Below are 26249 nucleotides of genomic sequence, written 5' to 3'. Positions count from 1 at the left end.
GTGGTTGCTCAGGCGGTTGCTCAGGCGGCTTCGGCCTCGTTGCGGCGGCCCAGGTCGTGCAGCGACCGGGCCAGCCGGGCGATTTCCCGGCGCAGCGGGTTCTTGGCGGCGCAATCGGCCAGCGGCAGCCCGTGATCGCAGGCCTGCGCCACCGGGCGACCGCCATCGGGCAGCAGCAGGTCGATGGAGATGTCCAGGCTCTCGGCCATGCGCCGGACACGGCTCTTGCCGGCCAGGTCGGTGAAGCGCGGCGCGCGATTCAGGGCAAAGCGCAGCTTGCCGAACGGCAGATCCTCGGATTGCAGCGCGCGTTTCAGCCGCAGCGTGTTCTGCGCCGACCGCAGGTCGAGTTCGATCAGCGCGAGGAACACATGGGCCGCCTGCAGCACGGTTTCCGACCACATCACCAGGGTCGAGGGCATGTCGATCACGACGTAGTCGAAATGCCGCCGCGCCTTGTCGATCAGGCGCTGGATGTCCTCGGGCGCGGCGAAATCGAGCGGCACCATGTCGGGCGGCGCGGTCAGCACCTGCAGGCGGTCGCGAAAGCTCTGCAGCGCCTGGGCGAACAGGTCGTCATCGGCGGTTTCGCTGTCGGTCAGCAGCTCCATCACCGCTTCGCGGCGCGGCAGGTCGAGATAGGTCGAAACCGACCCGTATTGCAGGTCGAGATCGATCAGGCAGACGCGCGGGTGCCTGTCCCCGTCCAGCGCCGCGAGTTCCCAGGCCAGGTTCACCGCCAGCGTGGTCGCGCCGGCGCCGCCCGCCAGCCCCTGCACCACGATCAGCGCCGCCTCTTTCGCGGCACCCGGATCGAGTTGGGGCGTCCCGGCGGGCGCCGGCGGGGGATCGGGGCGATTCAGCCGCTCGATCGCCGCCGCCAGTTCGTTTTCCGGCAGAGGGTAGGGGATGAATTCATCGGCGCCCCGGCGCAAGAGCCGGTGCAGCGCGGCCGGTGTCACGTCCTCGGCGATCAGCACCACCCGGATGTCGCGCGCGCTGGCCCCGGCGATGATCTCGCCCATCAGGGCCAGCATGTCGTCGCTCTCATCGCGCTTGTCGAGCGCCATCGCCACGAATTCCAGCGCATCCGCTTCGGGCTGGGCAAAGAAGGCCAGTGCCTCGTCGAACCCGAGATCGCCCCAGCTTTCGCCCATCGCGGCTTCCATGTCCTCGATCAGCAGGTCGAAATTCTGCACGTCCCGGCTGATCGTACAGGCCCGGATCGGCGTCGAAGACGACTGCTGCGGTATCGCGCTCATTGCCCACACCCTTTCGGGCGGCGCGGGGCAGGCCGGGTCACGGACAGGATCCGCACCCGGTGGCCGTCGTGCCGCCACCGATGGCGCCGGTCCACGGACCTGCGCCTTGGGCATCCATTCTGATGGTGAATTGGGGCGGCATCATGACGGGATTTCCGCATTTTCCGGGCATCTGTCCGCACCCCCGCCCCCTCAGTCGCCGGACGAGAACCCGCCGGTATCGGCATATCCCGTCAGCTTCGAGGGCGGCACCGCGCTGGCAACGTATTCGCGATAGACCACGCTGGCATATTTGCCGTCCAGGATGGTCGGATGGGAGGCCACGAACCCCGATACCTCGGTGACCGTGCGGCGGTTGCGGCGCTCGGGGGCCGAGGTGTCGATCACGGGGCGGGTTTCGCCATAGGACACCACCGCCTCGAGCCGCGACCGGTCGATGCCGCGGGCGCCCAGATAGGCCACCGCCGCCTGCGCCCGCCGCAGGCCCAGCGACTGGTTGTAACCGGCGCTGCCGACCATGTCGGTATGGCCGTAGACGCGGAACCGCACCTCGGGGAACTGCCGGATCCAGTCCGCCTGCCGGTCGAGCACCTGCCGCGCCCCGGCATCGAGGAGGGCGCTGTTGAAGGCAAAGTTGATGGTGGCGGGCACCTCGCGGGCAAACCGCCGGCCCAGGTTCAGGCCATATTCGCGGGCACCGCTCATCACGCCGGTATTGTTGCGCGTGGCATCGCCGAAACTGTCCGCCGCGATCCCCTGTCCGGCCTCCTGGCTGCAGGCCGCGATACAGGCTGCGATACAGGCCGCGAGAATGATGGTCGCTGCTTTCCGATACATGGGTCCGCCCTCCGTTTCAGTCCATCACATAGCCGTAGGAGCCGCCGAAATCCTGCCGCGCCACTTCTTGTGCGGCATGGCCGCCGGGATGGTCGTCCTGGCTCAGCCTGCCATAGAGAAACAGCTGGTTTTCGCTCGGCGGGCGGATCCGGTCGGTGGGCAGCACCAGCGCCTCGCCGCGGGTCGGCGTGACCAGGTGCGCGGTGATCACGATCACCAGTTCGGACTGGTTGCGCTGGTAATCGGCGCTGCGGAACAGCGCGCCCAGCACCGGCACGTCGCCCAGCCAGGGAACCTGCGAATTGTTGTCCATGAACTCGTCCTCGATCAGCCCGGCGATGGCAAAGCTTTCGCCGTCGCGCATCTCGACTGTGGTCGAGGTTTCGCGCCGGGCGAAGGCATCGACGTTGAACCCGTTGATATTGACCGAATTCGACGGGTCAATCGACGATACGGCGGCGTTCAGTTCAAGGTTGATGACCTTCGCGTCCACCACCCGCGGGACAAAGTTCAGCTCGATCCCGAAGGGTTTGTATTCGACCGAGAACAGCCCGTCCTCCTGCGCCACCGGGATCGGGTATTCGCCGCCGGCCAGGAACTTGGCCTCCTGCCCGGACAGCGCGGTCAGGTTGGGTTCGGCCAGGGTGCGGATCAGCCCCTTGCTCTCCAGCGCCTCGAGCAGAATGCCGATCTGGACCGAACCGGCGCCGAACTGAAAGGCAACGGCGCTGTTGGCGAGGCCGCCGACCTTGATCGGCTTGCCCAGGCCGTTGTTGTTCTGCAGCCAGGTGCCGGTCTCGGCGATGACATCGGTGCCGCGCAGGGTGACCGACGAACTCAGCGACTTGGAAACCGACCGCTGCATTTCCGCGAACCGGACCTTCAGCATCACCTGCTGCACGCCGCCCACGCTCATCAGGTTGGACACCCGGTCAGGGGCATAGCGCACCGCCAGGTCCAGCGCGCGCTGCAGCTTGACCGAACTGGACACCACGCCCGACAGCACGATGCCGTCATTGGCGGTGCGCACCTCGATCGGTTCGCCGGGCAGGATCTGCCGCAGCCGTTCCTTGAACTCGGCCACGTCGGGGGCGACGCGCACCTCGACATTGGTGATCAGGTCGCCGGTTGCGTCCAGCAGGGTCAGCGTGGTCATCCCCGGCGCCTTGCCCAGCACATAGATCGACCGGTCGGACAGCGACGAGATGTCGGCAATGCCCGGATTGGCGATGCTGAGCTCGGCAAAGGCCACGTCGCTTTCGACCACCGTCGCCCGGTTCATCGCCACGTCGAGCGTGGCCGACACGCCTTTCTTGACCTCGCGCACGCCCTGGGCCTGCGTTGCACACGCTATGGGAGAAACCGCCAGCGCGAGCCCCAGCAGGATCAGCCTCAATCCTCTGCCTGTCATTGCTTTCCGCCTCAATCCGCAATCGTTGGAACCGGGTCTTTGCCCGTTTGGCAGGATTCTGTCAGGAATTGAAAGCTATGCAATAATCAATGGGTTACGTTAACGAATTTATGTTGAAAACCCGCAACAGATGTGGTTATGCGGCGATTCGGTGGCGGCTCGGGTGGCTCGTAACAACCTGAAGTTGCGTCACTTTCTGCAGGGGATCGGAATATCGATCACTTCGGCCCCGCGCCGCGTGCGGATGGTGCAGACCCGTTTCTTAACCTTTTCCGGCGCCCGCTGAACGTCGCCGAGCCCCAGCAGCTTGCGCTGGTTGACCTCGATCACCGACGCGATGGTGTCGTCGCCCGCGCCCACCAGCGCCAGCGACAGCCGCCCCGTGGTCTGCGCCTGGGCCAGCGCCGCTACCTGTTCGGGGCTGGCGGTCACGGTGACGGTGCGGGCGATCATCGTGCCCTCGACATCGCGCCCGGCCACCTGGTCGATGGCGATCAGTTCCACCGCCGGCAGGATCAGCCGGGTGACCTCGCCGCGGGCGCCTTCGATCGCGTTGTTGACATTGCCGGTCCAGTAGACATCGACCCTGTCGCCGGGGCGCAGGAACCCCGAGACGCCCGAGGCCACGTCGACCCGGATGGCAAAGGCGCGCATACCCTTTTTCAGGCGCGAGGTGATGCCCGCGTCTTCGCCGGGCGCGGTCACCTTCAGCGCCATGATCGCCTCGTCGGGTTGCATCGCGCGCAGCACCACCCGGTCCTTGTCGCGGCCTTCGGGAAACAGCGCGGCGATGTCGGTGAAACTGCCCTCGGGCACCGCGTTCTCGGGCCAGGCGACGGCGCGCACCGCGTCGCGGGTCAGCGTTTCACCGTAGCCCAGCGGCCGCTTGGCCACCATGACCTGCACCGTCGGCACCACCGTGCCGCGCGCGGCGCGTTCCTGTTCCAGTGCCGCCTGATAGGCGCCGACATAGTCGCGGGCCATGTAGACCGCCCCGCCCGCCAGCGCGATGCCGATCATCAGCACCAGTCCGAATATCGCTCGCATCCTGTCACCCCCGGATGTTTGCCGCCTGCATCAATCCCCGGCATTGGGGTCCGCATCGAAATCGAACCCCGCCATATGGGTCGAAACCTTGTCGCCCAGATCCACGGTGTTGTCGGTCATGGTGGTCGCGATCAGCGCCGCCAACCCGACCGCCGCGGCGGATACCACCACCCAGTCCACGGTGATGGCGCCGGTCTCATCCCGGATGAACGGCCCGGATTCTTCGTCCATGACGCATCCTTTCGTTCCGCCCCCGGAGAGGAAACAGGGCCGCTTCCGGACGATGCGGATGCGGCCCTGTTCGAATATTGCCGTTCCGGCTGACCGATCAGGTTCAGCCAGGGTTCTCACCCCCGCCGCCACCTTCACCGCCACCAGCGCCTGCGCCGTTACCGGCAGCGCCAGGCTCCTGGCTTTGGAGATAGGTCGCGGTCTTGCTGGTCAGACCGGTGGTGCCGGTCTTGATCGAGCCATAGGCCAGCCCGGCCAGGGCGACCACGGCCGCGGTCAGAACGACCCAGTCCACCGTGACGGCGCCGTCCTCGTCCTTGCGGAAATTCCTGATGAACCTGAACATGTCATTTCCTCCATGGGAATACAGGATAATGGTTTCACTACGCCGCCCTCGGGTTGACCGGTTTGCGGGCCGTCCCTCGCGGTGTGATTTCATCAAAGCCTTGCCGGGTGGCCGCAGCAGGGCGGAATCATGGAGATCGGGCAAAATCGGCGGAAAATCCGGGAAATCACCTATCACAAGGAAAAGAAACGGAAAAACCTGTGCCGCCAAAACACAAGAGATGCAGAAACGCACCAATTCTGGCGAAAATGACAGGTTTTCGGCAGATTTCGCGGCCGGTTTTCGAAAGCTCTCGTTTAAGTTGTGTCCGAAACGGCGGAAACCGCACCGGGGCAGGCATGGACATTCGGGATATCTGGCGAAGCGCGGCGGTTGCCGCCTGCCTGGGGATGACGGCACCAACGGTCACCGCCGAGATGGTGCGGGTCGAATTCTCGGCAAAGCGGGTCAAGCCGCCGGCGCCGGGGGTCTCGCGCCGCATCACCGTTCAGATCGACCCGGCACAGCCCGTATTCCTGCCGCGCGCCCCGGTCGAGATCGTGACGCCGGAGCCGATGGCGCCACACGGCACCGGTGGCCATGACTGGTTCTGGGACAGGATATCGCCGACGCTGGACGCATCCGGGCCGGGCCGGTTGCAACAGGCATTCGACGCGCTGGCCGGGGCGGCGGGCGGTGTCGCCGCGCCGCGTCTGCAGATGTTGCAGGAGATCGCCCGCGCCCATGGTACGCCGATCCTGCGGGCCACCGTGGGGCGCGACGTGTCACCGGCGCTGGTGCTGGCCATGATCGCGGTCGAAAGCGCGGGCCGGGCCGACGCGGTCAGCCATGCCGGCGCGGCCGGGCTGATGCAGCTGATGCCCGCCACCGCGCAACGGTTCGGGGTCGGCGATCGCCTGCAGCCCGACCAGAACATCACGGGCGGGGTGAAATACATCGACTGGTTGCTGGACGAGTTCGGCAACGACCCGATCCTGGCGCTGGCGGGATACAATGCCGGTGAAGGCGCGGTGCGCGCCCATGACGGCGTGCCGCCCTTTGCCGAAACGCGGGGCTATGTGCCGAAGGTGCTGGCCGCCTTCCGGGTCGCCAGCGCCCTGTGCGCCACGCCGCCCGAGCTGATCTCGGACGGCTGCGTCTTTCGCGGCCTGAACTGAATACGGTGCCAACCGAAAACGGCCGGGGCGCTGCCCCGGACGTCGCGATCGGTGGTGGCGGTGTCAGCCGACGATGGTCGCCTCGGTCGCGGCGCGCAGGTCGGCCTCGGTCACGCCATCGGCGCATTCGACGATCTTCAACCCGCCCTCGACCACGTCGAGCACGCCGAGATTGGTGATGATGCGGTCGACCACGCCCTTGCCGGTCAGCGGCAGGGTGCAGGCCTTCAGCACCTTGCTGTCGCCGTGCTTGTTGGTGTGGTCCATCACCACCACGACACGGCCGACGCCCGCGACCAGGTCCATCGCGCCGCCCATGCCCTTGACCAGCTTGCCGGGGATCATCCAGTTCGCCAGGTCGCCGTTTTCGGCCACTTCCATCGCGCCCAGGATCGCCGCCGCGATCTTGCCGCCGCGGATCATGCCGAAACTGGTGGCGCTGTCGAAATACGAGGTGCGGGACAGTTCCGTGATCGTCTGCTTGCCGGCGTTGATCAGGTCCGCGTCCTCTTCGCCCTCGATAGGGAACGGACCCATGCCCAGCATGCCGTTTTCCGACTGCAGGGTGATGTCCTTGTCGCCCACATAGTTCGCCACCAGCGTCGGGATGCCGATGCCGAGGTTCACATACATGCCGTCTTCGAGTTCCTCCGCCGCGCGGGCGGCCATCTGGTTGCGGTCCCAACCTTTGATGTCTTGGGGCATCAGGCTTCCTCCCTCTTGCGAACGGTGCGCTGTTCGATGCGTTTCTCGTGCTCGCCCTGGATCAGGCGGTGCACATAGATGCCGGGCAGGTGGATCATGTCGGGATCGAGGCTGCCGCGCGGCACGATTTCCTCGACCTCGGCCACGCAGACGCGCCCGCACATGGCGGCGGGCGGGTTGAAGTTGCGCGCGGTCTTGCGGAACACGAGGTTGCCGGTGTCGTCCGCCTTCCAGGCCTTGACGATGGACAGGTCGGCAAAGATGCCTTCCTCGAGGATGTAATCCTCGCCGTTGAAGCTTTTCACTTCCTTGCCCTCGGCGATCACGGTGCCGACGCCGGTCTTGGTGTAGAAACCGGGAATGCCGCAGCCGCCGGCGCGCATCCGTTCGGCCAGCGTGCCCTGCGGGTTGAATTCCAGCTCCAGCTCGCCCGAGAGATACTGGCGCATGAATTCGGCATTCTCGCCCACATAAGAGCTGATCATCTTTCTGACCTGCCGTGTCTGCAGCAGGATGCCGATGCCGAAATCGTCCACGCCGGCGTTGTTGGACGCGAATGTCAGGTCCTTCACGCCGCTGTCCCTGATCGCATTCAACAGCAGTTCCGGAATACCGCAGAGCCCGAACCCGCCAGCCGCGATCAGCATCCCGTCCTGCAACACCCCGTCCAGCGCCTCAGCCGCGGAGCCATAGACCTTCTTCATACGATTGATCTCCCCTGATCCGTTCGGTCGCCCCGCTTGTGCCGTGGGGTCAGGGGAGAGTCAATTGCGCGCGGCAGCCGCCGGGCCGGGGTCAGGCGGGCAGGGCGTCGGCCCGGTATTGTTCCGCGAATTCGGCGCTGGGCGGGATCGGTGTGATCACGTCGATCAGCACGCCGTTGGGGTCCGCGGTGATAAAGTGGCGCTGGCCGAAAGCCTCATCGCAGAGCGGTTTCAGGATCGGCAGGCCGGCATCCGCCAGCCGCGCATGTTCGGCATCCACATCCGCGACCTCGAAATTCAGGATGATGCCGCGGGCGGTGCCCCGGCCGGGTTCGGGGATGGTTTCGTGCTGCCCGTCCAGCACGGCGATGTTCACCGACGGATCGGCGGCGGATTGCAAATGCACATACCAATCCGCGGCAAAGGCCGGGCGAAATCCGAAATGGTCTTGGTAGAAGGCGGCGGTGCCCGCCACGTCGTCGGTCTGGATGACCGGATAATACTGGGTCGGTTTCATCTTGCGCTCCTTTCAATAAGCATACAGTCTGTATGTATGTGCCATTAAACATACAGGCTGTATGTATGCAAGAAGAATCGAAACCCGTCCCCAATGCCGACCGCCGGGCGGCGATGCGGGCCAGGCTGATCGCCTGCGCGCGGGCGTTGTTCGTCGAGAAGGGATATGCCGAGACCTCGACGCCGGAAATCGTGCGTGCGGCCGAGGTGACGCGCGGCGCGCTCTATCATCATTTCGCCGACAAGGCCGATCTGTTCCGCGCAGTGGTTGCCGCCGAAGCCGGCGATCTCGCCCGCGCCATCGACGCCGGGGCGCAGCCGGGTGGGGCAGGGGCGATGGCGGCGGGCAGTTCCGCCTTCTTCGCCGCCATGGCCGAACCCGGGCGGGCGCGGCTCCTGCTGGTCGACGGTCCGGCGGTGCTGGGGGTCGCGGAAATGGACCGCATCGATGCCGGCGGGGGCAGGGCGGCCCTGCGCACCGGCCTGGCGCAGGCCGCGGGCGGGCGCATCGACGCCGCGCTGCTGGACGCGCTGTCAGAAGTGCTGTCGGCGGCCTATGACCGCGCCGCGCTGGCGATATCGCTGGGCGCCGATCCCGCCCCCTTCGAGGCGGCGATGGCCAGGATCATCGCCGCCGTTGCCCCGGAGCGGGACGGCCCCTGACGCGGGTGCCGGTGCCCGCGCGCGCAGGCAGGGACGGTCTCAGGCGGTTTTCTTGGCGGGCTTCTTTGCCGGTTTCTTTGCCGCACCGGCCTTCTTCCGGGTGCCTTTCTTGGCCTCTTTCTCGGCGATCAGCTGCACCGCCATTTCCATCGTGACCGCGTCGGGCTCCACGTCCTTGGGCAGGGTGGCGTTCACCTTTTCCCACTTCACATAGGGCCCATAGCGGCCATCCATCACGTTCACCGGCCCGCCGCTCTGGGGATGTTCGCCCAGTTCCTTCAGCGGCTTGGCGGCGGCACGGCCCCGGCCGCGCGGATTGGCGCGTTTCTCGGCCAGCAGTTCGACCGCCCGGTTCATGCCGATCTCGAACACGTCGTTGGGGTCCTTGAGATTGGCATAGACCGGTTTGGCCTCGTCCGGCAGCTGGTGCATCAGGTAGGGGCCGAAACGTCCGAAATTGGCGCTGATGGTGCCGCCATCGGGATGGGCCCCGATCTCGCGCGGCAGGCTGAGCAGCGTCAGCGCCTTGTCGAGGTCCATGTCGGCGGCGCTCCAGCCACGCGGCAGCGAAGCGCGCGGCGGTTTCTTGTTGTCCTCGGTCGGTTCGCCGCGCTGCACATAGGGGCCGAACCGCCCGGCCTTCAGCCAGATCTCGTCATCCCCGTCCGCGCCCAGCATCCGTTCCTCGCCCTGCGCGCCCTCGCCCGAGATCGGGCGGGTGTAGCGGCATTCGGGATAGTTGCCGCAGCCCACGAAGCCGCCGGTGCGCGACGATTTCAGATGCAGCTGGCCGGTGCCGCATTTCGGGCAGAGCCGCGGGTCGCTGCCATCCTCGCGCGGGGGATAGAGCTGGTCGGCCAGCGCGTCGTCCAGCACGTCGAGCACGCGGGCGTTGCGCAACTCCTTGGTTTCCGCGATCGCGGCCGAGAAATCGGTCCAGAACCGGTTCAGCACATTGCGATAGTCGCGCTTACCGGCGCTGACATCGTCCAGTTCCTCTTCCAGGTTGGCGGTGAACTCGTAGCCCACATATTGCCGGAAGAAATTGAGCAGGAACACGGTGACGATACGGCCCTTGTCCTCGGGGATCAGGCGGTTCTTGTCCTTGCGGACATATTCGCGGTCCTGAATCGTGGTGACGATGCTGGCATAGGTCGATGGCCGCCCGATGCCCAGTTCCTCCATCTTCTTGACCAGCGTCGCCTCGGTATAGCGCGGCGGCGGCTGGGTGAAATGCTGGTCCGGGATGACATCGCGTTTCTCGGCGGTTTCGCCGCGGGCGATCTGCGGCAGGCGCTTGTCGTCCTCCTCCTCCGGGACCTCGTCGCGGCCTTCCTCGTAGACCCGCAGGAACCCATCGAACAGCACCACCTGACCGGTGGCGCGCAGGCCCACCTGACCGTCGGCGCTGCCGATCTCGACCGTGGTGCGTTCCAGCCGCGCGCCCTCCATCTGGCAGGCCAGGGTGCGTTTCCAGATCAGGTCATAGAGCCTGCGCTGGTCCTGGTCGGTCACCTTCAGTTCGCCCGCGTCCCGCATCATGTCGGTGGGGCGGATGCATTCATGCGCCTCCTGCGCGTTCTTGGCCTTGTTCTTGTAGACCCGCGGCGATCCCGGCACATAGGCCTCGCCATAGCGCGCGGCGATCGCCTCCCGTGCCGCGCTGACCGCCTCGGGCGCCATGTCGATACCGTCGGTCCGCATATAGGTGATGTATCCCGCCTCATACAGCCGCTGCGCCGCGCTCATCGTCTGGCGCGCGCCCATGCCGAACTTGCGGCTGGCCTCCTGCTGCAGGGTCGAGGTCATGAACGGCGGGGCGGGGTTGCGGCTGGCGGGTTTGGCCTCGACCGCCTGCACGGTCAGGTCGCGGCTGGCAATCGCCTGAACCGCCATCTCGGCCTGGGTTTCGTTGCCCAGCGACATCTTGTCGAGCCGGTCGCCCGCCAGCGAGACCAGCCGGGCCTCGTATTCCTGCCCGCGCGGGGTGGCGAGGGTCGCCTTGACGGTCCAGTATTCCTGCGGATCGAAGGCCTCGATCTCCATTTCGCGTTCGACGATCAGGCGCAGGCAGACCGACTGTACCCGGCCCGCCGACCGCGCGCCCGGCAGCTTGCGCCACAGCACCGGCGACAGGTTGAACCCGACCAGGTAGTCCAGCGCCCGCCGTGCCAGGTAGGCCTCGACCAGCGGCGCGTCGATCTCGCGCGGGTTCCGCATCGCCTCGGTGACGGCGGATTTGGTGATCGCGTTGAACACCACCCGGCTGACCGGCGTGTCCTTCTTCAGCGCCCGGCGCTTGCGCAGCGCCTCTTCCAGATGCCAGGAGATTGCCTCGCCCTCGCGGTCGGGGTCGGTGGCGAGAATCAGGGCATTGTCCTCTTTCAGCGCGTCGGCGATCGCCTTGACATGCTTGCGGCTGTCGGCGCCGACCTCCCACGTCATCGAGAACCCGGCATCGGGGTCGACTGATCCGTCCTTGGCCGGCAGGTCGCGCACATGCCCATAGGAGGCCAGCACGGTGTAATCATCGCCGAGATACTTGTTGATCGTCTTGGCCTTGGCCGGGGATTCGACAACGACGACGGGCATTGGACGGAGTTCCTCGCGGTTGGGATTTGCGGCGTCTATGGCGGCGCAACATGTGGGGCGCAAGGGGAGATTGTCAATCCGCGGCCCAGTCCGCAGTCCAGTCCGCTGCCCTGTGGCATCCTGCAGCCATCTGAAAACGCGGGAAAAACGCCGGTTCGCGAAAGCCTTGCGCGACCCGCCGCTCAGTCCTTGCGCGTCAGCAGGCCGCCGGGCTGGCGCTGTATCCGCCCGTCCAGTTCGAGATCCACGATCACCGGCGCCGCCTCGCCGGGTGTCAGCGACAGGTCGCGGATCACCTGGTCCTCGGGCACCGGCGCCATGCCCAGCCGCGAAAGGATGATGTCATGCAGGCCGGCCGTGTCGCGCAGGCTGCGGCGTTCCGGCGGCGGCGGTGGCAGGTCGCGCAGCGCCTCCGGCGTGGCCGGGGCGGGGTCGGGTCCCGGCTGCGCGGGCAGGGTGGCGAGCACGTCCTCGGCCCCGCGCACCAGCGTCGCGCCGTCGCGGATCAGCATGTTGCACCCCGCGGCGCGGGCATCGAAGGGATGGCCCGGCACCGCCAGCACCTCGCGCCCCTGGTCGAGCGCGTCGCGCGCGGTGATCAGGCTGCCCGATTTCGCCGCCGCCTCGATCACCACGACCGCGCGGGACAGGCCCGACACGATGCGGTTGCGCGGCGGGAAATGACGGGCATGCGGCTCGACCCCCATCGGCTGTTCCGACAGGCGCAGCCCGCAGGCGGCGATGTCCTGCGCCAGCTGCGTGTTCTCGACCGGATAGACGTGATCGACGCCGCCGGCCATCACCGCGACGGTGCCGGTGGCCAGCGCGCCGATATGGGCGGCGGTGTCGACGCCGCGCGCCAGCCCCGACGCGATCACATGACCGGACTGGCCCAGGTCGCGGGCCAGCCTGCGGGCCATGCGCGTGCCCAGGCTGGAGGCGTTGCGAGCGCCGACCAGCGCGATCGCGGGGCGGCGCAGCAGCGCGGTGTCGCCGATCGCCCAGAGCAGGGGCGGCGCATCGGATATGCCGGCCAGCAGCTCGGGATAGTCGGGATCGCCGAGGCACAAGAGCCGCGCACGCGCGGCCCTTGCCCGTTTCAATTCGGCCTCGATGATGCCGGCGGGACATGGTTCATAATCCCGGACCCCGGCGGCGCGCGCCACTTCGGGCAGCGCATCCAGCGCGTTCTGCGCGGTGCCGTAATCGGCCATCAACCGGTGAAAGGTCGACACCCCGACCCGGCGCGAGCGCAACAGGCGAAGCCACGCGAACCGATCGTCTTCCGTGGTGGGTGGGAATTGGGGGTGAGTGGAAGAACTGAATTCTCCGGTCATCCGCCGCTCCGCCTGATTGCAGGGACAGGCATAGCGCGGCGGAGGTTAATGACAGGTGAATAATCGCCTATTCCGCAAGGATTTTCCGAAAAACCCGCGAACGGCCCCGCCGGGGCGGTCAGGCGGCCGCGCCGCCCACGGTCAGCCCGCCGATCAGCACCGTCGGCTGGCCGACGCCGACCGGCACCCACTGACCGGCCTTGCCGCAGGTGCCGATGCCGGGATCCAGCGCCATGTCATTGCCCAGCCCGCGCACCTGCCGCAGCGCGGTGGGGCCGTCGCCGATCAGGGTCGCACCCTTGACCGGCGCGCCGACCCTGCCGTCCTTCACCCGGTATGCCTCGGTGCAGGAGAACACGAATTTGCCATTGGTGATGTCCACCTGCCCGCCGCCAAAACCCACCGCCCAGATCCCGTCGCGCATGCTCGCCACCAGGTCGGCCGGGTCGCTGTCGCCGCCCAGCATGATCGTGTTGGTCATCCGCGGCATCGGGGTATGCGCATGACCCTGCCGGCGGCCGTTGCCCGACGGCGCGACCCCCATCAGCCGCGCGTTCTGCCGGTCCTGCATGTAGCCGGTCAGGATGCCGTCCTCGATCAGCACGTTGCGCCGCGACGGGGTGCCCTCGTCGTCGAAGGAGATCGAGCCGCGCCGGTCGGGCAGGGTGCCGTCATCGACCACGGTGACGCCGGGGGCGGCGACGCGCTGGCCCATCAGCCCGGCGAAGGCCGACGTGCCCTTGCGGTTGAAATCGCCCTCGAGCCCGTGGCCCACGGCCTCGTGCAGCAGGATACCGGGCCAGCCGGGGCCCAGCGCCACCTCCATCACGCCGGCCGGGGCCGGTTCGGCGTCGAGATTGACCAGCGCGATGCGCAGCGCCTCGCGCACCTGTGCCTGCCAGCCGGCCGGGTCCAGCAGCCCGTCGAGCCCGGTGCGGCCTCCGCCGCCGGAACTGCCGGTTTCCCGCCGGCCGTCGCGTTCCACGATCACCGAGACGTTGACCCGGCTCATCGGGCGCACGTCGCGCAGATGGGTGCCGTCGGGGCGCAGGATCTCGATTTCCTGGTGCCCGGCGGCAATCGTCGCCGAGACCTGCACCACCCGTTCGTCGAGACCGCGGGCAAAGGCGTCGATCTCGTGCAGGGTTTCGACCTTGACCGGAAAGGCGGTGGCGCCGATCGGGTCGGCATCGGTATAGAGCCGCCGGTTGGTGGCGGGCGGCGCGTCGGCCACCACGCCGCCGCCGGCGCCGACCGCCAGCCGCGCGGTTTCGGCCGCCCGCCGCAGCGCCGCCACCGACATCTCGGTCGAATGGGCATAGCCGGTGGTTTCGCCGCGCACCGCGCGCAGCCCGAAACCCTCGGTGGCGTCGAAACTGGCAGTGCGCAGTCGCCCGTCATCGAAGACCAGCGCCTCGGACCGGCTGCGCTCGGCAAAGATCTCGCCATCGTCGGCGCCGTCGGTGGCCGTGCGCAGAACCGACAGCGCCTCGTCCATCGGAAGCGCTGTTTCAAAAGGCCGAAAGGGTGTTTCCTGCATGCCGGGAGCCTCCGAAAAGTTGATCTAAATCAAAAAAAGCGGCGATGTGACGCTATCATGTCTCTTTATCTGCCGGTCGGAATATGATTTCTAGCGGCGACGATGACAACCGGGGGGCCAGTGTGATTGTTTGCGCCCGCGCCCTGAGAGTCGGGAACCAGACAGCACACGCGATCTAACGATCAGGATACGACATGAAGAATGCACTGACCCTTTCCGGGCTTCTTGCCGCCCTTTCCGCTCTGCCGGCAGCGGCGCAGGAAGGTCTTGAATCCATTGGCAAACCCGTGGATGGCGCGATGGGGTTCCAGCCCGCCGCCACCGAACTTGCCCGTGATCTGCACTTTCTCGACAACCTGATCCTGATCATCATCACCGCGATCTGCGTTTTCGTGACCGCGCTGCTGCTGTTCGTGATCATGCGCTTCAACCGGCGCACCAACCCGAATCCCGCATCCTTCACTCATAATTCGCCGCTCGAGGTGGCGTGGACGGTGATTCCGATCGTGATCCTGGTGTTCATCGGGGCGTTCTCGCTGCCGGTGCTGTTCAAGCAGCAGGAAATCCCCGAGGGCGACATCACCATCAAGGTGACCGGCTACCAGTGGTACTGGGGCTATGAATATGTGGACGAAGGGTTCGGGTTCGAGAGCTTCAAGCTCGAAAAGGAAGAACTGGCCGAGCACGGGTATTCCGAGGATGAATACCTGCTGGCGACCGATACCGCCGTGGTGATCCCGGTGGGCAAGACCGTCGTGATGCAGGTCACCGGGGCCGACGTGATCCATTCGTGGACCATCCCCGCCTTCGGCGTGAAACAGGACGCGGTTCCGGGCCGGCTGGCCGAACTGTGGTTCGCCGCCGAAAAGGAAGGCACCTATTTCGGCCAGTGTTCGGAACTCTGCGGCAAGGATCACGCCTATATGCCGATCACCGTCAAGGTGGTGAGCGAAGAGGCCTATGCCGAATGGCTCGCGCAGGCGAAGGAAGAATATGCCGGCCTCTCCGGCGACCGGACCGCGCCGTTCCGCGTGGCGATGAACTGAGCCGGGGCTGACCCGGACCGGGGCGGCGGGACCTGATCCCCGCCGGCCTCAGCAAGAACCATGTGGCGCGCCCGGCGCGTCCGACGCAGTGACAGAACGACCATGACCGACGCCAGCATCAACGCAAGCACCGCACGCCAGGGCGAGGCCGAATTCGGCGACTTCTTTGCCCTGCTCAAACCGCGGGTGATGTCGCTGGTGGTGTTCACCGCGCTGGTCGGGCTGCTGGCCGCGCCGGTGCCGGTGCATCCGCTGATCGGGTTCAGCGCGATCCTGTTTATCGCGCTGGGCGGCGGCGCCTCGGGCGCGCTGAACATGTGGTGGGACGCAGATATCGACCGGGTGATGAAACGCACCCGCAACCGCCCGATCCCGGCCGGCCGGGTCGAACCGGGCGAGGCGCTGGGCTTCGGACTGGCGCTGGCGGTGCTGGCGGTCACGATGCTGGCGCTGGCGACCAATATCGCCGCCGGGGCGATGCTGGGCTTCACCATCTTCTTCTATGTGGTCATCTACTCGATGTGGCTGAAGCGCACGACGCCGCAGAACATCGTCATCGGCGGTGCCGCCGGAGCCTTTCCGCCGGTGGTCGGCTGGCTGGCCGCGACCGGCAGCATGGCGGTCGAGCCGTGGCTGATGTTCGCGCTGGTGTTCATGTGGACCCCGCCGCATTTCTGGGCGCTGGCGCTGTTCATGCGCTCGGACTATGACGATGCGGGCGTGCCGATGCTCACCGTCACTCATGGCCGCCGCGCCACCCGCACCCATATCCTGGTCTACACGGTGCTGCTGGCGGTGCTGTCGCTGGCCACCGCGTTCACCGCGATCGGCGGGCCGGTCTACCTGGCGGTGTCGCTGGTGATGAACGCGCTGTTCCTGCGCGGCGCGCTGCGCATCCGCGGCCGCGACGAAACCATGGCCGAGGCGGACAGCTTTGCGGTGGAACGCCGGTTCTTCCGCCTGTCGCTGCTCTATCTGTTCCTGCATTTCGGCGCGATCCTGGCCGAAACGCTGTTGGCGCCCTGGGGGCTGGGAGGCTGGGGATGAGCTTTGATCGCACCACCCACGAACTTCATCACCGCCGCCGCAGCCGCAATATCGGGCTGGGGCTGGCGCTGGCCGCCTTCATCGCGCTGGTGTTCGGGCTGACCGTGGTCAAGGTGACCTCGGGCGATTTCGAACTGCCCAAGGCCGAGGAGCTGAACTGATGCAGGCGCAGCAGAAAACCGCGATCCGGCTGGTGGGCGTCGTGCTGGTCATGGGCGCGCTGGCCTGGGCATCGGTGCCGTTCTACGACTGGTTCTGCCGCGTCACCGGCTTTGGCGGCACCCCCGGCACCGCCGAGGCCGGCTCGGACGAGGTGCTCGACCGCATCGTCAAGATCCGCTTCGACGCGAGCAAGGAACGCGATTTCCCCTGGGAATTCAAACCGGTCGAGCGCGAGATGGAACTGCGGATCGGCGAAACCGGCCTGGCCTTCTACGAGGCGCACAACCCGACCGACCGGCCCATCGCCGGGGCGGCCAGCTACAATGTCTTTCCCTACGAGGCCGGCGGCTATTTCACCAAGATCGCCTGTTTCTGTTTCGAACAGCAGATCCTGCAGCCGGGCGAGACGGTGCAGATGCCGGTCACCTTCTATGTCGATCCCGAGATTGTGGACGACATCGACGCCAAGCATGTAAAGCGCATCACGCTTTCCTACACGTTTCACGAAATCGACCTGCCCGAAGGCGACGACGCCCTTGACAGCGCGGCAGGCACCAACATGAACTGATGCCCGAGAGGTGAGGGACACTTAAATGGCACATGTAAAGAACCACGATTACCACATTCTGCACCCCTCGGTCTGGCCGCTGCTCGGAGCCGTGGCCGGGTTCACCATGCTGGTGGGTGCGGTGCTGTGGATGCACGGGATCACCGCCTATGTCTTCGGCGCCGGGCTGCTGGCCGTGCTCTACACGATGTTCGGCTGGTGGTCGGACGTGATCAAGGAAAGTCACGAAGGCGACCACACCCCGGTGGTGCGGATCGGCCTGCGCTACGGCTTCATCCTGTTCATCATGTCCGAGGTGATGTTCTTCTTCGCGTGGTTCTGGTCCTTCTTCAAACATGCCATCTATCCGATGGAAACCTATGTGGGCAGCACCTATGTGCCGCCGAATATCCATGCCATCGACGCGTTCCACCTGCCGCTGATCAACACGCTGGTCCTGCTGCTGTCGGGCTGCGCCGTCACCTGGGCGCACCATGCGCTGGTGCATGAAAACAACCGCCGGGACCTGATCACCGGGCTGGCCGTCGGCATCGTGCTGGGGATCGCGTTCACCGTGCTCCAGGCCTATGAATACGGCGAATTGCTGCTGCACGAGGGCTGGGAATTCGGCGGCGACCGGTTCTTCTCGAACTTCTTCATGGCAACCGGGTTCCACGGGTTCCACGTCATCATCGGGACCATCTTCCTGATCGTCTGCCTGCTGCGCGCGATCAAGGGCGATTTCACCCCCGAGAAACATATCGGTTTCGAGGCCGCCGCCTGGTACTGGCACTTTGTCGACGTGGTGTGGCTGTTCCTGTTCTTCGCCGTCTATATCTGGGGCAGCGCGGTCCTGCTCTGACCCGCTTTCCCGCGTCCTTCGCGGTTGCATTTCCGCGCCGGGACGGGCAACAAGCCGGGCGCGTGGGGGAGACCCCGCGCGCCCCTGTCTTTCCAAGGGACATCACCGCGATGCGCCGGGTTGCCTTTCTGCTGATCTTCGGGCTTGCCGGCACCGCGCTGCTGGTGGGGCTGGGTGTCTGGCAGGTGCAGCGGCTGAACTGGAAGGCCGCGATCCTGGCCGAGATCGACAGCCGCATCTCTGGCCCCGCCATTGCGCTGCCCGCCGATCCCGACCCCGCGCGCGACCGGTATCTCGGCGTCGAGGTGACCGGTGAGATCCTTCCGGGCGAGGTGCTGGTGCTGGTGTCGCGCAAGCAGATCGGCGCCGGCTATCGCGTGATCGCGCCGTTCCTGACCGGCGATGGCCGGCGGATCCTGCTGGATCGCGGGTTCATCCGGGCGGCCGATCGCGATGCGCCGCGCGATACCGGGCCGGTCACCGTGACCGGCAATCTCGACTGGCCGCGGGAAATCGACCGGTTCACCCCCGCGCCCGATCTCGACGGGGGCGTCTGGTTCGCCCGCGACGTGCCCGCGATGGCGCAGGCCCTGGGCACCGACCCGGTTCTGCTGGTGGCGCGGACCGGCACCGGGCCGGACCCGATGCCGGTGGACAGCAGCGGCATTCCCAACGATCACCTGAACTACGCGATCACATGGTTTTCGCTGGCCGCGATCTGGGCGGCGATGACCGGCTATTTCCTGTGGCGCAACCGCGCCCGAACCGAAGGCGACCGCACATGAAATACATATCCACCCGTGGCAACGCGCCCGAACTGGGTTTCGAAGACACGATGCTGACCGGGCTGGCACGCGATGGCGGGCTCTATGTCCCGGCCGGGATCCCGCAGATGGGTCGGGACGACATCGCGGCGCTGGCGGGGCTGAGCTACGAGGACACAGCGTTCCGGGTGATGCGGCCGTTCGTGGGCGACAGCTTCTCCGACGCGGAGTTCCGCGACCTGATCGAACGCGCCTATGCCGGGTTCGACCATGCCGCCCGCGCCCCGCTGAAACAGCTGGCGCCGGGGCATTTCCTGCTCGAACTGTTCCACGGGCCGACGCTGGCGTTCAAGGATTTCGCCATGCAGCTGATCGGCCAGCTGTTCCAGCACGCGCTGGCGCGGCGCGGCGAACGGGTCACCATCGTCGGCGCCACCTCGGGCGATACCGGCTCGGCCGCGATCGAGGCGTTCCGCGGCCTGCCCAACGTGGATGTGTTCATCCTGTTCCCCCATGGCCGGGTGTCCGAGGTGCAGCGCCGGCAGATGACCACGCCCGCCGATGCCAATGTGCATGCGCTGGCGCTCGACGGCGATTTCGACGATTGCCAGGCGCGGCTCAAGGACATGTTCAACGATTTTGCCTTTCGCGACGCGGTGAAACTGGCCGGGGTGAACTCGATCAACTGGGCGCGGGTGCTGGCGCAGGTGGTCTATTACTTCTCGTCCGCGGTATCGCTCGGTGCGCCGGACCGGCCGGTCGGCTTCACCGTGCCCACCGGGAATTTCGGCGACGTCTTCGCGGGCTACATCGCCCGGCGCATGGGCCTGCCGGTCGACCGGCTGGTGGTGGCCACGAATCAGAACGATATCCTGCACCGCTGCCTGAACGGGCAGGGCTATTTCAAGGGCGAGACCCGGCCGTCGATCAGCCCGTCGATGGACATCCAGGTCAGTTCGAATTTCGAACGCGCGCTGTTTTACGCCCATGACGGCGACGGGCGCGCGGTGGCCGCACTGATGGACGAACTGGCATCGGGCGGTTTCACCGTCAGCCAGGGCGCGCTGGAAACCCTGCGCGAGCAGTTCGGCTCGGGCCGCGCGTCCGAGGCGGAAACCCTGGCGACCATCGCCGCCACGCTGGAGAACAGCGGCGAACTGATCTGCCCGCATACCGCCGTCGGCGTGAAGGTGGCCGAGGAAATGCGCGATCCGCCGGTGCCGATGATCACCCTGGCCACCGCGCATCCGGCCAAGTTCCCGGCCGCGGTCGAAGAGGCCAGCGGCGTGTTTCCGCCTCTTCCCCCGCGTATGTCGGACCTGTATGAGAGGTCGGAACGGGTGACCCGGATCGCCAACGATCTGGGCGACCTGCAGGATTTCATCAGGGGGCATGTAGGCGCGTGAGCGTTCAGCAGAGCGAACTTTCCAACGGTGTGCGCATCGTTTCCGAACACATGCCGGGGCTGCAATCGGCGGCGCTCGGCATCTGGGTGACGGCCGGCGGGCGGCACGAACGGGTCGAACAGAACGGCATCGCCCATTTCCTCGAACACATGGCGTTCAAGGGCACCGCCACCCGCAGCGCGCTGCAGATCGCCGAGGCGATCGAGGATGTGGGCGGCTATATCAACGCCTATACCTCGCGCGAGGTGACCGCCTATTATGCCCGCGTGCTGGCCGGTGACGTGCCGCTGGCGCTGGACGTGATTTCGGATATCGTGCTGAACCCGGTCTTCGATCCGCGCGAGATCGAGGTCGAGCGCGGGGTGATCCTGCAGGAGATCGGCCAGGCCCATGATACGCCCGACGACGTGATCTTTGACTGGTTGCAGGAGGAAAGCTATCGCGACCAGCCGCTGGGGCGCACCATCCTGGGGCCGTCCGAACGGGTCCGCGCCTTTTCGCGCGAGGATCTTTCGGGCTTTGTGGGCGAACATTACGGGCCGGACCAGATGATCCTGTCGGCGGCAGGCGCGGTCGATCACGACGCGCTGGTCGCCATGGCCGAACGGCTGTTCGGGCATCTGCGGCCGCGCCCGGCGCTGGTGCCGGACGTGGCGCAGTTCATCGGCGGCGAGGCGCGGCACGAGAAGGCGCTGGAGCAGGCCCATTTCGCGCTGGCGCTGGAGGGACCGGCCTATCGCGACGACGCGATCTATACCGCCCAGGTCTATTCCGGCGTGCTGGGCGGCGGTATGTCCAGCCGCCTGTTCCAGGAGATCCGGGAAACCCGGGGGCTCTGCTACACGATCTTTGCCCAGACCGGGGCCTATGCCGATACCGGCACGCTGACCATCTATGCGGGCACCTCGGGCGAGCAGGTGGCGGAACTGGCCGCGGTGACCATCGACGAGATGAAGCGCGCCGCCGGCGATCTGACCGGGGCCGAGGTGGCGCGGGCGCGGGCGCAGATGAAGGCGGGGCTGCTGATGGGGCTGGAAAGCCCGTCGAACCGGGCCGAGCGGCTGGCGCGTCTGGTGCAGATCTGGGGCCGGGTGCCGCCGATCGAGGATACGATCGCGCGGATCGACGCGGTCGATATGCGCGCGGTGCGGGCCTTTGCCGAACATGTCGCGGTCTCGGCCCCGGCGGCGCTGGCGCTCTATGGTCCGGTCGCGGCCGCCCCGGCGCTGGCCGATCTGCAAGCCCGCCGCGCCGCCTGATGCTGCTGAACCGGCGCAAGCTGCGGATCGAAACCGAACGGCTGACGCTGCGGCCGCCCAACCATTCGGATTTCCGCGACTGGGCGGCGCTGCGGCTGGAGAGCCGCGATTTCCTGACCCCGTGGGAGCCGAGCTGGGCCGACGATCACCTGAGCCGCAAGAGCTTTACCAACCGGGTCTACTGGGCGCAGAGATCGGTGGCGGGCGGGACCGCGGTGCCGCTGTTCCTGTTTCGCCGCGATGACGGGGTGCTGGTCGGGGCGATCACGCTGGACAATATCCGGCGCGGGCCCGCGCAGGCGGGAACGCTGGGATACTGGACCGGCGCCGCCCATGCCCGGCGCGGATACATGCGCGAGGCGATCGGCGCGGTGGTGCATCATGCCTTTGCACGGCTCGACCTGAGCCGGCTGGAGGCGGCCTGCCTGCCCGAGAATGCCGCCTCGCGCGGGCTGCTGGAGCGGTCCGGGTTCAAATACGAGGGCGTCGCGCAATCCTATCTGCAGATCGACGGGCGCTGGCGGACCCATGTGCTCTATGCCGCGCTGCGCAGCGACCGGCGCGGGCGCACCGAGGCCGGGTAGCCCGCCGGCGCCCGCTCATCCGCCCTGACGGGCGACTTCGCTTTGGATCGGCGCCCATCCGGCCTATGCTGGGGCCGACAGCGGAGGAGTGCAGATGGAACTGGATTTCAGCGACCGCACGGTGATCGTCATTGGCGGCACCAGCGGGATCAATCGCGGCATTGCCGAGACATTCGCCGCCGAGGGGGCCCGCGTGGCGGTGGCCAGCCGCAGCCGCGACAAGGTCGACGATACCGTTGCCGCGCTCGGGCAGGCCGGGGCGTCGCGGGCGCTGGGGGCCGCGTTCGACGTGCGCGATGCCGGTGCGGTGCAGGCCGGGCTGGCGGGGTTCCATGCCGAGCTGGGCGATTTCGATGTGCTGGTATCCGGCGCGGCGGGCAATTTTCCGGCCCTGGCCGCCGAGATGTCGGTGAACGCGTTCCGCACCGTGATCGAGATCGACCTGATGGGCACGGTCCATGTGATGAAGGCGGCCTATCCCTTTCTCGCCCGTCCCGGCGCCAGCGTGGTGAACATCTCGGCGCCGCAGGCGTTTCAGCCCGCCGAAGGCCAGGCCCATGTCTGCGCCGCCAAGGCCGGGATCGACCAGATCACCCGGACGCTGGCGCTGGAATGGGGCCCCGAGGGCATTCGGGTGAACTCGGTCGTGCCGGGGTTCATCGCCGGCACCGAGGGGGCGAAACGGCTGGCGCCCACCGAACGGGCCGAGCGGGATTTCTCCCGTTCGATCCCGCTGGGGCATTTCGGGCAGACGCGCGACATCGGCCATGCCTGCCTGTTCCTGTCCTCGCCGCTGGGCAGCTATGTCACCGGCAACGTGCTGATGGTGGATGGTGGGTTGTGCCAGCGCGGGTCCGGGCAGTTGGGGCTGATGCTGGGCGAGATGCTGCGCGGGGCGGCCCGGGCGACGGGCTGAGCCAGTGCGGCGGATGCGGGGATCGGTGCTGGTCGCAATACAGGTCGCGATCCTGTTCACGGTGCTGACCCTGAGAGCCGCCGTGCCGTCGCAGGCGCAGGACCGGCGGCCGAGCCATTGCATCGCCATCGCGGATGCCATGCCGGGCGGGGCGGTCCTGCATCGCGCGGCATGGAACGATCCGGTGCCGGAGCAGATGGTGCGGCTGCACCACATCGCCCATGCGTCCTTTCTGATCCGCACGCCGGGCGGGTTGAACGTGGTCACCGATTTCACCGGCTTCACCGGGAGCGCGGCGATGATCCCCGACGTGGTGACGATGAACCACGCCCATGAAACCCACTGGACCGCCCATCCCGATCCGGCGATCCCGCATGTGCTGCCCGGCTGGGGCGCGTTCGGCGAGGGCATCGACCATCATCTCGACCTGGGCGAGGTCCTGGTGCGCAACGTGCCCACCGATATCCGGTCGCCCGGTGGCGGGGGCGAAGCCAATGGCAATTCGATCTTCATCTTCGAGGTGGCCGGTCTGTGCATCGGTCATCTGGGCCACCTGCACCACATGCCCAGCGACGCACAGTTCGCGGCGATCGGACGGCTCGACGTGGTGATGGCGCCGGTGGATGGCGGCCTGACCCTGCCGCTGCCGGAGATGATCGCGGTGCTCAGGCGGCTGAGATCCTCGGTCGTCATCCCGATGCACTGGTTTTCCGGCACCGGCCTGCGCGGGTTCCTCGCCGGCATGGCGGATGATTTCGAGATCGACATCCGCGATGCGCCGTCTTTCGAGGTCTCGCTGCGGACCCTGCCATCCCGGCCCACGGTGGTGGTGCTGCGCCCGGCCTTTCTGAACGGCGATGAATGAGCCGCTTGCCCCGGATGCGCCGGCGGGGCAAGAGTGGCGCCATGATGCTGAACCCCGCCGACGACACCTTTGCCGCCACCCTGCGCGATCTGCTGCCGGGCGACCTGTTCCGCGCGCCCGAGCCGCGCCATCTCGAAGAGCCGCGGTCCCGGTTCACCGGCCAATGCGGCGTGCTGGCCTGTCCGCGCGACGCGGGGCAGGTGGCGGCGCTGGTGCGCGCGGCGGCGCAGGCGCGGGTGCCGGTGGTGCCGCTGGGCGGCGGCACCGGGCTGGTGGGCGGGCAGGTGATGCCCGACGGCCCGGCGCCGCTGGTGATCTCGCTGGAGAGGATGACCGCGATCCGCGCCGTCCATCCGCGCGAAAACGTGGCCGTGGTCGAGGCGGGCGCGGTGCTGGCCGACGTGCAGGCGGCGGCGCGCGAGGCCGGCCGGCTGTTCCCGCTGTCGCTGGCCGCCGAAGGGTCGTGCCGGATCGGCGGCAACCTGTCCACCAATGCGGGCGGGGTGAACGTGCTGCGCTATGGCAACGCGCGCGAGCTGTGCCTGGGGATCGAGGCGGTGCTGCCCGATGGCAGCCTGTGGAACGGGCTGACCCGGCTGCGCAAGGACAATACCGGCTATGACCTGCGCGACCTGCTGATCGGCGCCGAGGGCACGCTGGGCGTCATCACCGCCGCGGCGCTGAAACTGGCGCCGCTGCCGGCGGAAACCGGGACCGCGCTGATCGTGGTGCCATCGCCCGAGGCGGCGCTCGACCTGCTGGCGCTGGCCCGCGACCGGCTGGGCGGCGAGATCAGCGCGTTCGAACTGATCTCGGGGGTGGGGCTGGATTTCCTGGCCGAGCACCTGCCGCGGGTGCGCCAGCCGCTCGCCCCGCGACCGGGCTGGTCGGTGCTGATCGAACTGGGCATGGCGGCCGGGCGCGATCCGCAGGCGGCGCTGGAAAACCTGTTCGCGGCGGCGATGGAGGCCGGGCTGGCCAGCGACGGGGTGATTGCCCAGTCGCAGGCGCAGCGCGAGGAGCTGTGGACCCTGCGCGAACACCTGCCCGAAGGCAACCGGCTGGTCGGCGCGGTGTCGAGCCATGACATTTCCCTGCCGCTGGGCGAGATCCCCGGGTTCATCGCCCGCGCCGGCGACGCGGTGGCGGCGCTGGGCGATTTCCGGGTCAACTGCTTTGGCCACCTGGGCGACGGCAACCTGCATTACAACGTGTTCCCGCCGAAAGGCGGCAACCGCGCCGATCATGCCGGACAGGCCGGGGCGGTGCAGCGGGCGGTGCATGACCTCGTGCATGACTGCGGCGGGTCGTTCTCGGCCGAACACGGGGTGGGACGGATCAAGGTCGGCGAACTGGAACGCTACGGCGATCCGGCGCGGCTGGCGGCAATGCGCGCGATCAAGGCCGCGCTCGACCCCGCGGGCATCATGAACCCGGGCGCGGTGCTGCGCGCCTGACGGGCTACATCCCCTCGAAGTCACACAAGGCATGCACGTCCATGCCGAGGTCTTCCAGCACCTTGCGGCCGCCCAGTTCGGGCAGGTCGATGATGAAGGCGCAGGAGACGATCTCGCCGCCCAGCCGTTCGATCAGCCGGATCCCCGCCGCGGCGGTGCCGCCGGTGGCCAGCAGGTCGTCGACCAGCAGGATCTTTTCGCCCGGGGCGATGGCGTCGTCGTGGATCTCGACGATCGCCTCGCCATATTCCAGCTTGTAGTCCTGGCTGATCGTGGTGCCGGGCAGCTTGCCCTTCTTGCGGATCGGGACGAAGCCGACGCTGAGCTGGTGTGCGATGGCCCCGCCGAGGATGAACCCGCGCGCCTCCAGCCCGACCACCTTGTCGATACGCATCCCCGCATAGGGGTGCAGCATCTGGTCGATCGCCATGCGGAACCCGCGCGGATCGGCAAACAGCGTGGTCACGTCGCGGAACATGATCCCCTCATGCGGGAAATCGACGATGGTGCGGATATAGTCCCTGACGGTGGTTCCCTGGCGCATGTCGGTGATTTCCTCGCTGTGGTCAGTTGCGGTTTGGAGCAACCGGAGGCCCACGGCAAGGTGCGATTGCAACTCGCGCCGTCATTCGCGGCCGGCGCGGGTGGCCGGTGACAGGCGCGGTGACAGGCGAGGTGACACGCGAAAGGAGAGGCGGTTCTTGAAAACTCGCGCGAATTGACTAATATTAACGGTATTGAGCAGAAATTTATTTAGTCAGACGCGGCCCGGACGGGTGCCCAGAATTGCATGAGCAACATTCCCGACGCTGGCCGGTCTGTCGTCAGTTATTCTGGTTGGGAGGCTCATCATGCCTGCAAAAACTCTGGTTTTGACATCGTTCCTGTTGATGCTTGCGGGGCAGATCGCCGCGCAGACATTGCAACCTCCACAGCCGTTGCCGCCGATCCAGTGCCCCAGCACGCATTACCCGTGCGGCAACAGC

At 67.2% G+C, this 26249-nt stretch carries 27 protein-coding genes; 14 read left to right on the top strand and 13 right to left on the bottom strand.

All coding sequences use genetic code 11. From position 1 onward, the window contains the following. Positions 1 to 20 precede the first annotated feature (20 nt). The 6 genes from C6Y53_RS03145 to C6Y53_RS03120 all read right to left on the bottom strand — a co-directional run bounded on the left by C6Y53_RS03145 (position 21) and on the right by C6Y53_RS03120 (position 5134). Positions 21 to 1262, bottom strand: a complete 1242-nt coding sequence (locus C6Y53_RS03145) for a CpaE/TadZ family protein (RefSeq protein ID WP_106471093.1) — start codon at positions 1260 to 1262, stop codon at positions 21 to 23. 192 nt (positions 1263 to 1454) lie between these two features. Further along, positions 1455 to 2099, bottom strand: coding sequence for an OmpA family protein (locus tag C6Y53_RS03140; protein WP_106471092.1), 645 nt, complete (start codon positions 2097 to 2099; stop codon positions 1455 to 1457). A 16-nt stretch (positions 2100 to 2115) separates the two neighbouring features. Next, positions 2116 to 3510, bottom strand: a complete 1395-nt coding sequence (locus C6Y53_RS03135) for a type II and III secretion system protein family protein (protein ID WP_106471091.1) — start codon at positions 3508 to 3510, stop codon at positions 2116 to 2118. 189 nt (positions 3511 to 3699) lie between these two features. Next, positions 3700 to 4557: a Flp pilus assembly protein CpaB gene (gene cpaB, locus C6Y53_RS03130; protein ID WP_106471090.1), complete on the bottom strand. Its 858-nt coding sequence runs from the start codon at positions 4555 to 4557 to the stop codon at positions 3700 to 3702. A gap of 30 nt (positions 4558 to 4587) precedes the next feature. Continuing rightward, positions 4588 to 4788 carry a hypothetical protein gene (locus C6Y53_RS03125; RefSeq protein WP_106471089.1) on the bottom strand — a complete coding sequence of 67 codons (201 nt, stop codon included), beginning with the start codon at positions 4786 to 4788 and terminating at the stop codon, positions 4588 to 4590. A 103-nt stretch (positions 4789 to 4891) separates the two neighbouring features. After that, entirely contained in the window at positions 4892 to 5134 is a 243-nt protein-coding gene (locus C6Y53_RS03120; RefSeq protein ID WP_106471088.1) for a hypothetical protein, read from the bottom strand. A 338-nt stretch (positions 5135 to 5472) separates the two neighbouring features. Here C6Y53_RS03120 and C6Y53_RS03115 point away from each other — a divergent pair, with 338 nt between their 5' ends. Next, on the top strand, positions 5473 to 6291 hold the full coding sequence (locus C6Y53_RS03115) for a lytic transglycosylase domain-containing protein (protein WP_106471087.1): 819 nt from the start codon (positions 5473 to 5475) through the stop codon (positions 6289 to 6291). 63 nt (positions 6292 to 6354) lie between these two features. On the opposite strand, the gene C6Y53_RS03110 is transcribed toward C6Y53_RS03115, so the two are convergent. The 3 genes from C6Y53_RS03110 to C6Y53_RS03100 form a co-directional block, all read right to left on the bottom strand. After that, a complete protein-coding gene (locus C6Y53_RS03110) occupies positions 6355 to 6996 on the bottom strand; it encodes a 3-oxoacid CoA-transferase subunit B (RefSeq protein ID WP_106471086.1) in 642 nt (213 codons plus the stop codon). Continuing rightward, positions 6996 to 7700, bottom strand: coding sequence for a CoA transferase subunit A (locus C6Y53_RS03105; protein WP_106471085.1), 705 nt, complete (start codon positions 7698 to 7700; stop codon positions 6996 to 6998). The genes C6Y53_RS03110 and C6Y53_RS03105 overlap by 1 nt, the downstream gene beginning before the upstream one ends. 91 nt (positions 7701 to 7791) lie before the next feature. Beyond that, positions 7792 to 8217 (bottom strand): VOC family protein, encoded by a 426-nt coding sequence (locus tag C6Y53_RS03100; protein WP_106471084.1) that lies wholly within the window; start codon positions 8215 to 8217, stop codon positions 7792 to 7794. A gap of 65 nt (positions 8218 to 8282) precedes the next feature. On the opposite strand from C6Y53_RS03100, the gene C6Y53_RS03095 reads away from it, so the two are divergent. Next, complete coding sequence (locus C6Y53_RS03095; RefSeq protein ID WP_106471083.1) at positions 8283 to 8879, top strand: TetR/AcrR family transcriptional regulator; 597 nt, start codon at positions 8283 to 8285, stop codon at positions 8877 to 8879. Between the two features lie 39 nt (positions 8880 to 8918). On the opposite strand, the gene topA is transcribed toward C6Y53_RS03095, so the two are convergent. The 3 genes from topA to tldD all read right to left on the bottom strand — a co-directional run bounded on the left by topA (position 8919) and on the right by tldD (position 14348). Next, positions 8919 to 11471, bottom strand: a complete 2553-nt coding sequence (gene topA, locus C6Y53_RS03090) for a type I DNA topoisomerase (RefSeq protein ID WP_106471082.1) — start codon at positions 11469 to 11471, stop codon at positions 8919 to 8921. Between the two features lie 182 nt (positions 11472 to 11653). Continuing rightward, a complete protein-coding gene (gene dprA / locus C6Y53_RS03085; protein ID WP_106471081.1) occupies positions 11654 to 12808 on the bottom strand; it encodes a DNA-processing protein DprA in 1155 nt (384 codons plus the stop codon). A 118-nt stretch (positions 12809 to 12926) separates the two neighbouring features. After that, positions 12927 to 14348, bottom strand: coding sequence for a metalloprotease TldD (gene tldD, locus C6Y53_RS03080; RefSeq protein ID WP_106471080.1), 1422 nt, complete (start codon positions 14346 to 14348; stop codon positions 12927 to 12929). A 194-nt stretch (positions 14349 to 14542) separates the two neighbouring features. On the opposite strand from tldD, the gene coxB reads away from it, so the two are divergent. The 12 genes from coxB (at position 14543) to C6Y53_RS03025 (ending at position 25263) form a co-directional block, all read left to right on the top strand. After that, positions 14543 to 15394, top strand: coding sequence for a cytochrome c oxidase subunit II (gene coxB / locus C6Y53_RS03075; protein ID WP_106471079.1), 852 nt, complete (start codon positions 14543 to 14545; stop codon positions 15392 to 15394). A 102-nt stretch (positions 15395 to 15496) separates the two neighbouring features. Then, positions 15497 to 16441: a heme o synthase gene (gene cyoE / locus C6Y53_RS03070; protein ID WP_106473936.1), complete on the top strand. Its 945-nt coding sequence runs from the start codon at positions 15497 to 15499 to the stop codon at positions 16439 to 16441. After that, positions 16438 to 16602: a hypothetical protein gene (locus C6Y53_RS20920; RefSeq protein ID WP_211299447.1), complete on the top strand. Its 165-nt coding sequence runs from the start codon at positions 16438 to 16440 to the stop codon at positions 16600 to 16602. Before cyoE ends, C6Y53_RS20920 begins: the two co-directional genes overlap by 4 nt. After that, entirely contained in the window at positions 16602 to 17171 is a 570-nt protein-coding gene (locus C6Y53_RS03065; RefSeq protein WP_106471078.1) for a cytochrome c oxidase assembly protein, read from the top strand. The genes C6Y53_RS20920 and C6Y53_RS03065 overlap by 1 nt, the downstream gene beginning before the upstream one ends. Before the next feature lie 25 nt (positions 17172 to 17196). Then, on the top strand, positions 17197 to 18012 hold the full coding sequence (locus tag C6Y53_RS03060) for a cytochrome c oxidase subunit 3 (protein ID WP_106471077.1): 816 nt from the start codon (positions 17197 to 17199) through the stop codon (positions 18010 to 18012). 110 nt (positions 18013 to 18122) lie between these two features. Then, on the top strand, positions 18123 to 18797 hold the full coding sequence (locus C6Y53_RS03055; protein ID WP_106471076.1) for an SURF1 family protein: 675 nt from the start codon (positions 18123 to 18125) through the stop codon (positions 18795 to 18797). Further along, on the top strand, positions 18794 to 20182 hold the full coding sequence (gene thrC, locus C6Y53_RS03050) for a threonine synthase (protein WP_106471075.1): 1389 nt from the start codon (positions 18794 to 18796) through the stop codon (positions 20180 to 20182). Before C6Y53_RS03055 ends, thrC begins: the two co-directional genes overlap by 4 nt. Next, positions 20179 to 21441, top strand: a complete 1263-nt coding sequence (locus tag C6Y53_RS03045) for a M16 family metallopeptidase (protein WP_106471074.1) — start codon at positions 20179 to 20181, stop codon at positions 21439 to 21441. Before thrC ends, C6Y53_RS03045 begins: the two co-directional genes overlap by 4 nt. After that, the gene (locus C6Y53_RS03040; RefSeq protein ID WP_106471073.1) at positions 21441 to 22025 is read left to right on the top strand and encodes a GNAT family N-acetyltransferase; all 585 of its coding nucleotides are present in this window, start codon (positions 21441 to 21443) and stop codon (positions 22023 to 22025) included. The genes C6Y53_RS03045 and C6Y53_RS03040 overlap by 1 nt, the downstream gene beginning before the upstream one ends. A gap of 94 nt (positions 22026 to 22119) precedes the next feature. Beyond that, entirely contained in the window at positions 22120 to 22941 is an 822-nt protein-coding gene (locus C6Y53_RS03035; RefSeq protein WP_342212772.1) for an SDR family oxidoreductase, read from the top strand. Positions 22942 to 22990: 49 nt separating this feature from the next. Next, entirely contained in the window at positions 22991 to 23806 is an 816-nt protein-coding gene (locus tag C6Y53_RS03030) for an MBL fold metallo-hydrolase (protein WP_425300355.1), read from the top strand. 41 nt (positions 23807 to 23847) lie between these two features. Further along, positions 23848 to 25263 carry an FAD-binding oxidoreductase gene (locus tag C6Y53_RS03025; protein ID WP_106473934.1) on the top strand — a complete coding sequence of 472 codons (1416 nt, stop codon included), beginning with the start codon at positions 23848 to 23850 and terminating at the stop codon, positions 25261 to 25263. A gap of 4 nt (positions 25264 to 25267) precedes the next feature. On the opposite strand, the gene C6Y53_RS03020 is transcribed toward C6Y53_RS03025, so the two are convergent. Beyond that, entirely contained in the window at positions 25268 to 25807 is a 540-nt protein-coding gene (locus C6Y53_RS03020) for an adenine phosphoribosyltransferase (protein ID WP_106473933.1), read from the bottom strand. Positions 25808 to 26249: the final 442 nt, after the last annotated feature.

The sequence above is a fragment of the Pukyongiella litopenaei genome, assembly GCF_003008555.2.
GTDB classification, from domain to species: Bacteria; Pseudomonadota; Alphaproteobacteria; order Rhodobacterales; family Rhodobacteraceae; genus Pukyongiella; species Pukyongiella litopenaei.
The sequence above is the reverse complement of the archived record's forward strand: the minus strand, read 5'-3'. Positions and strand labels throughout refer to the sequence as shown.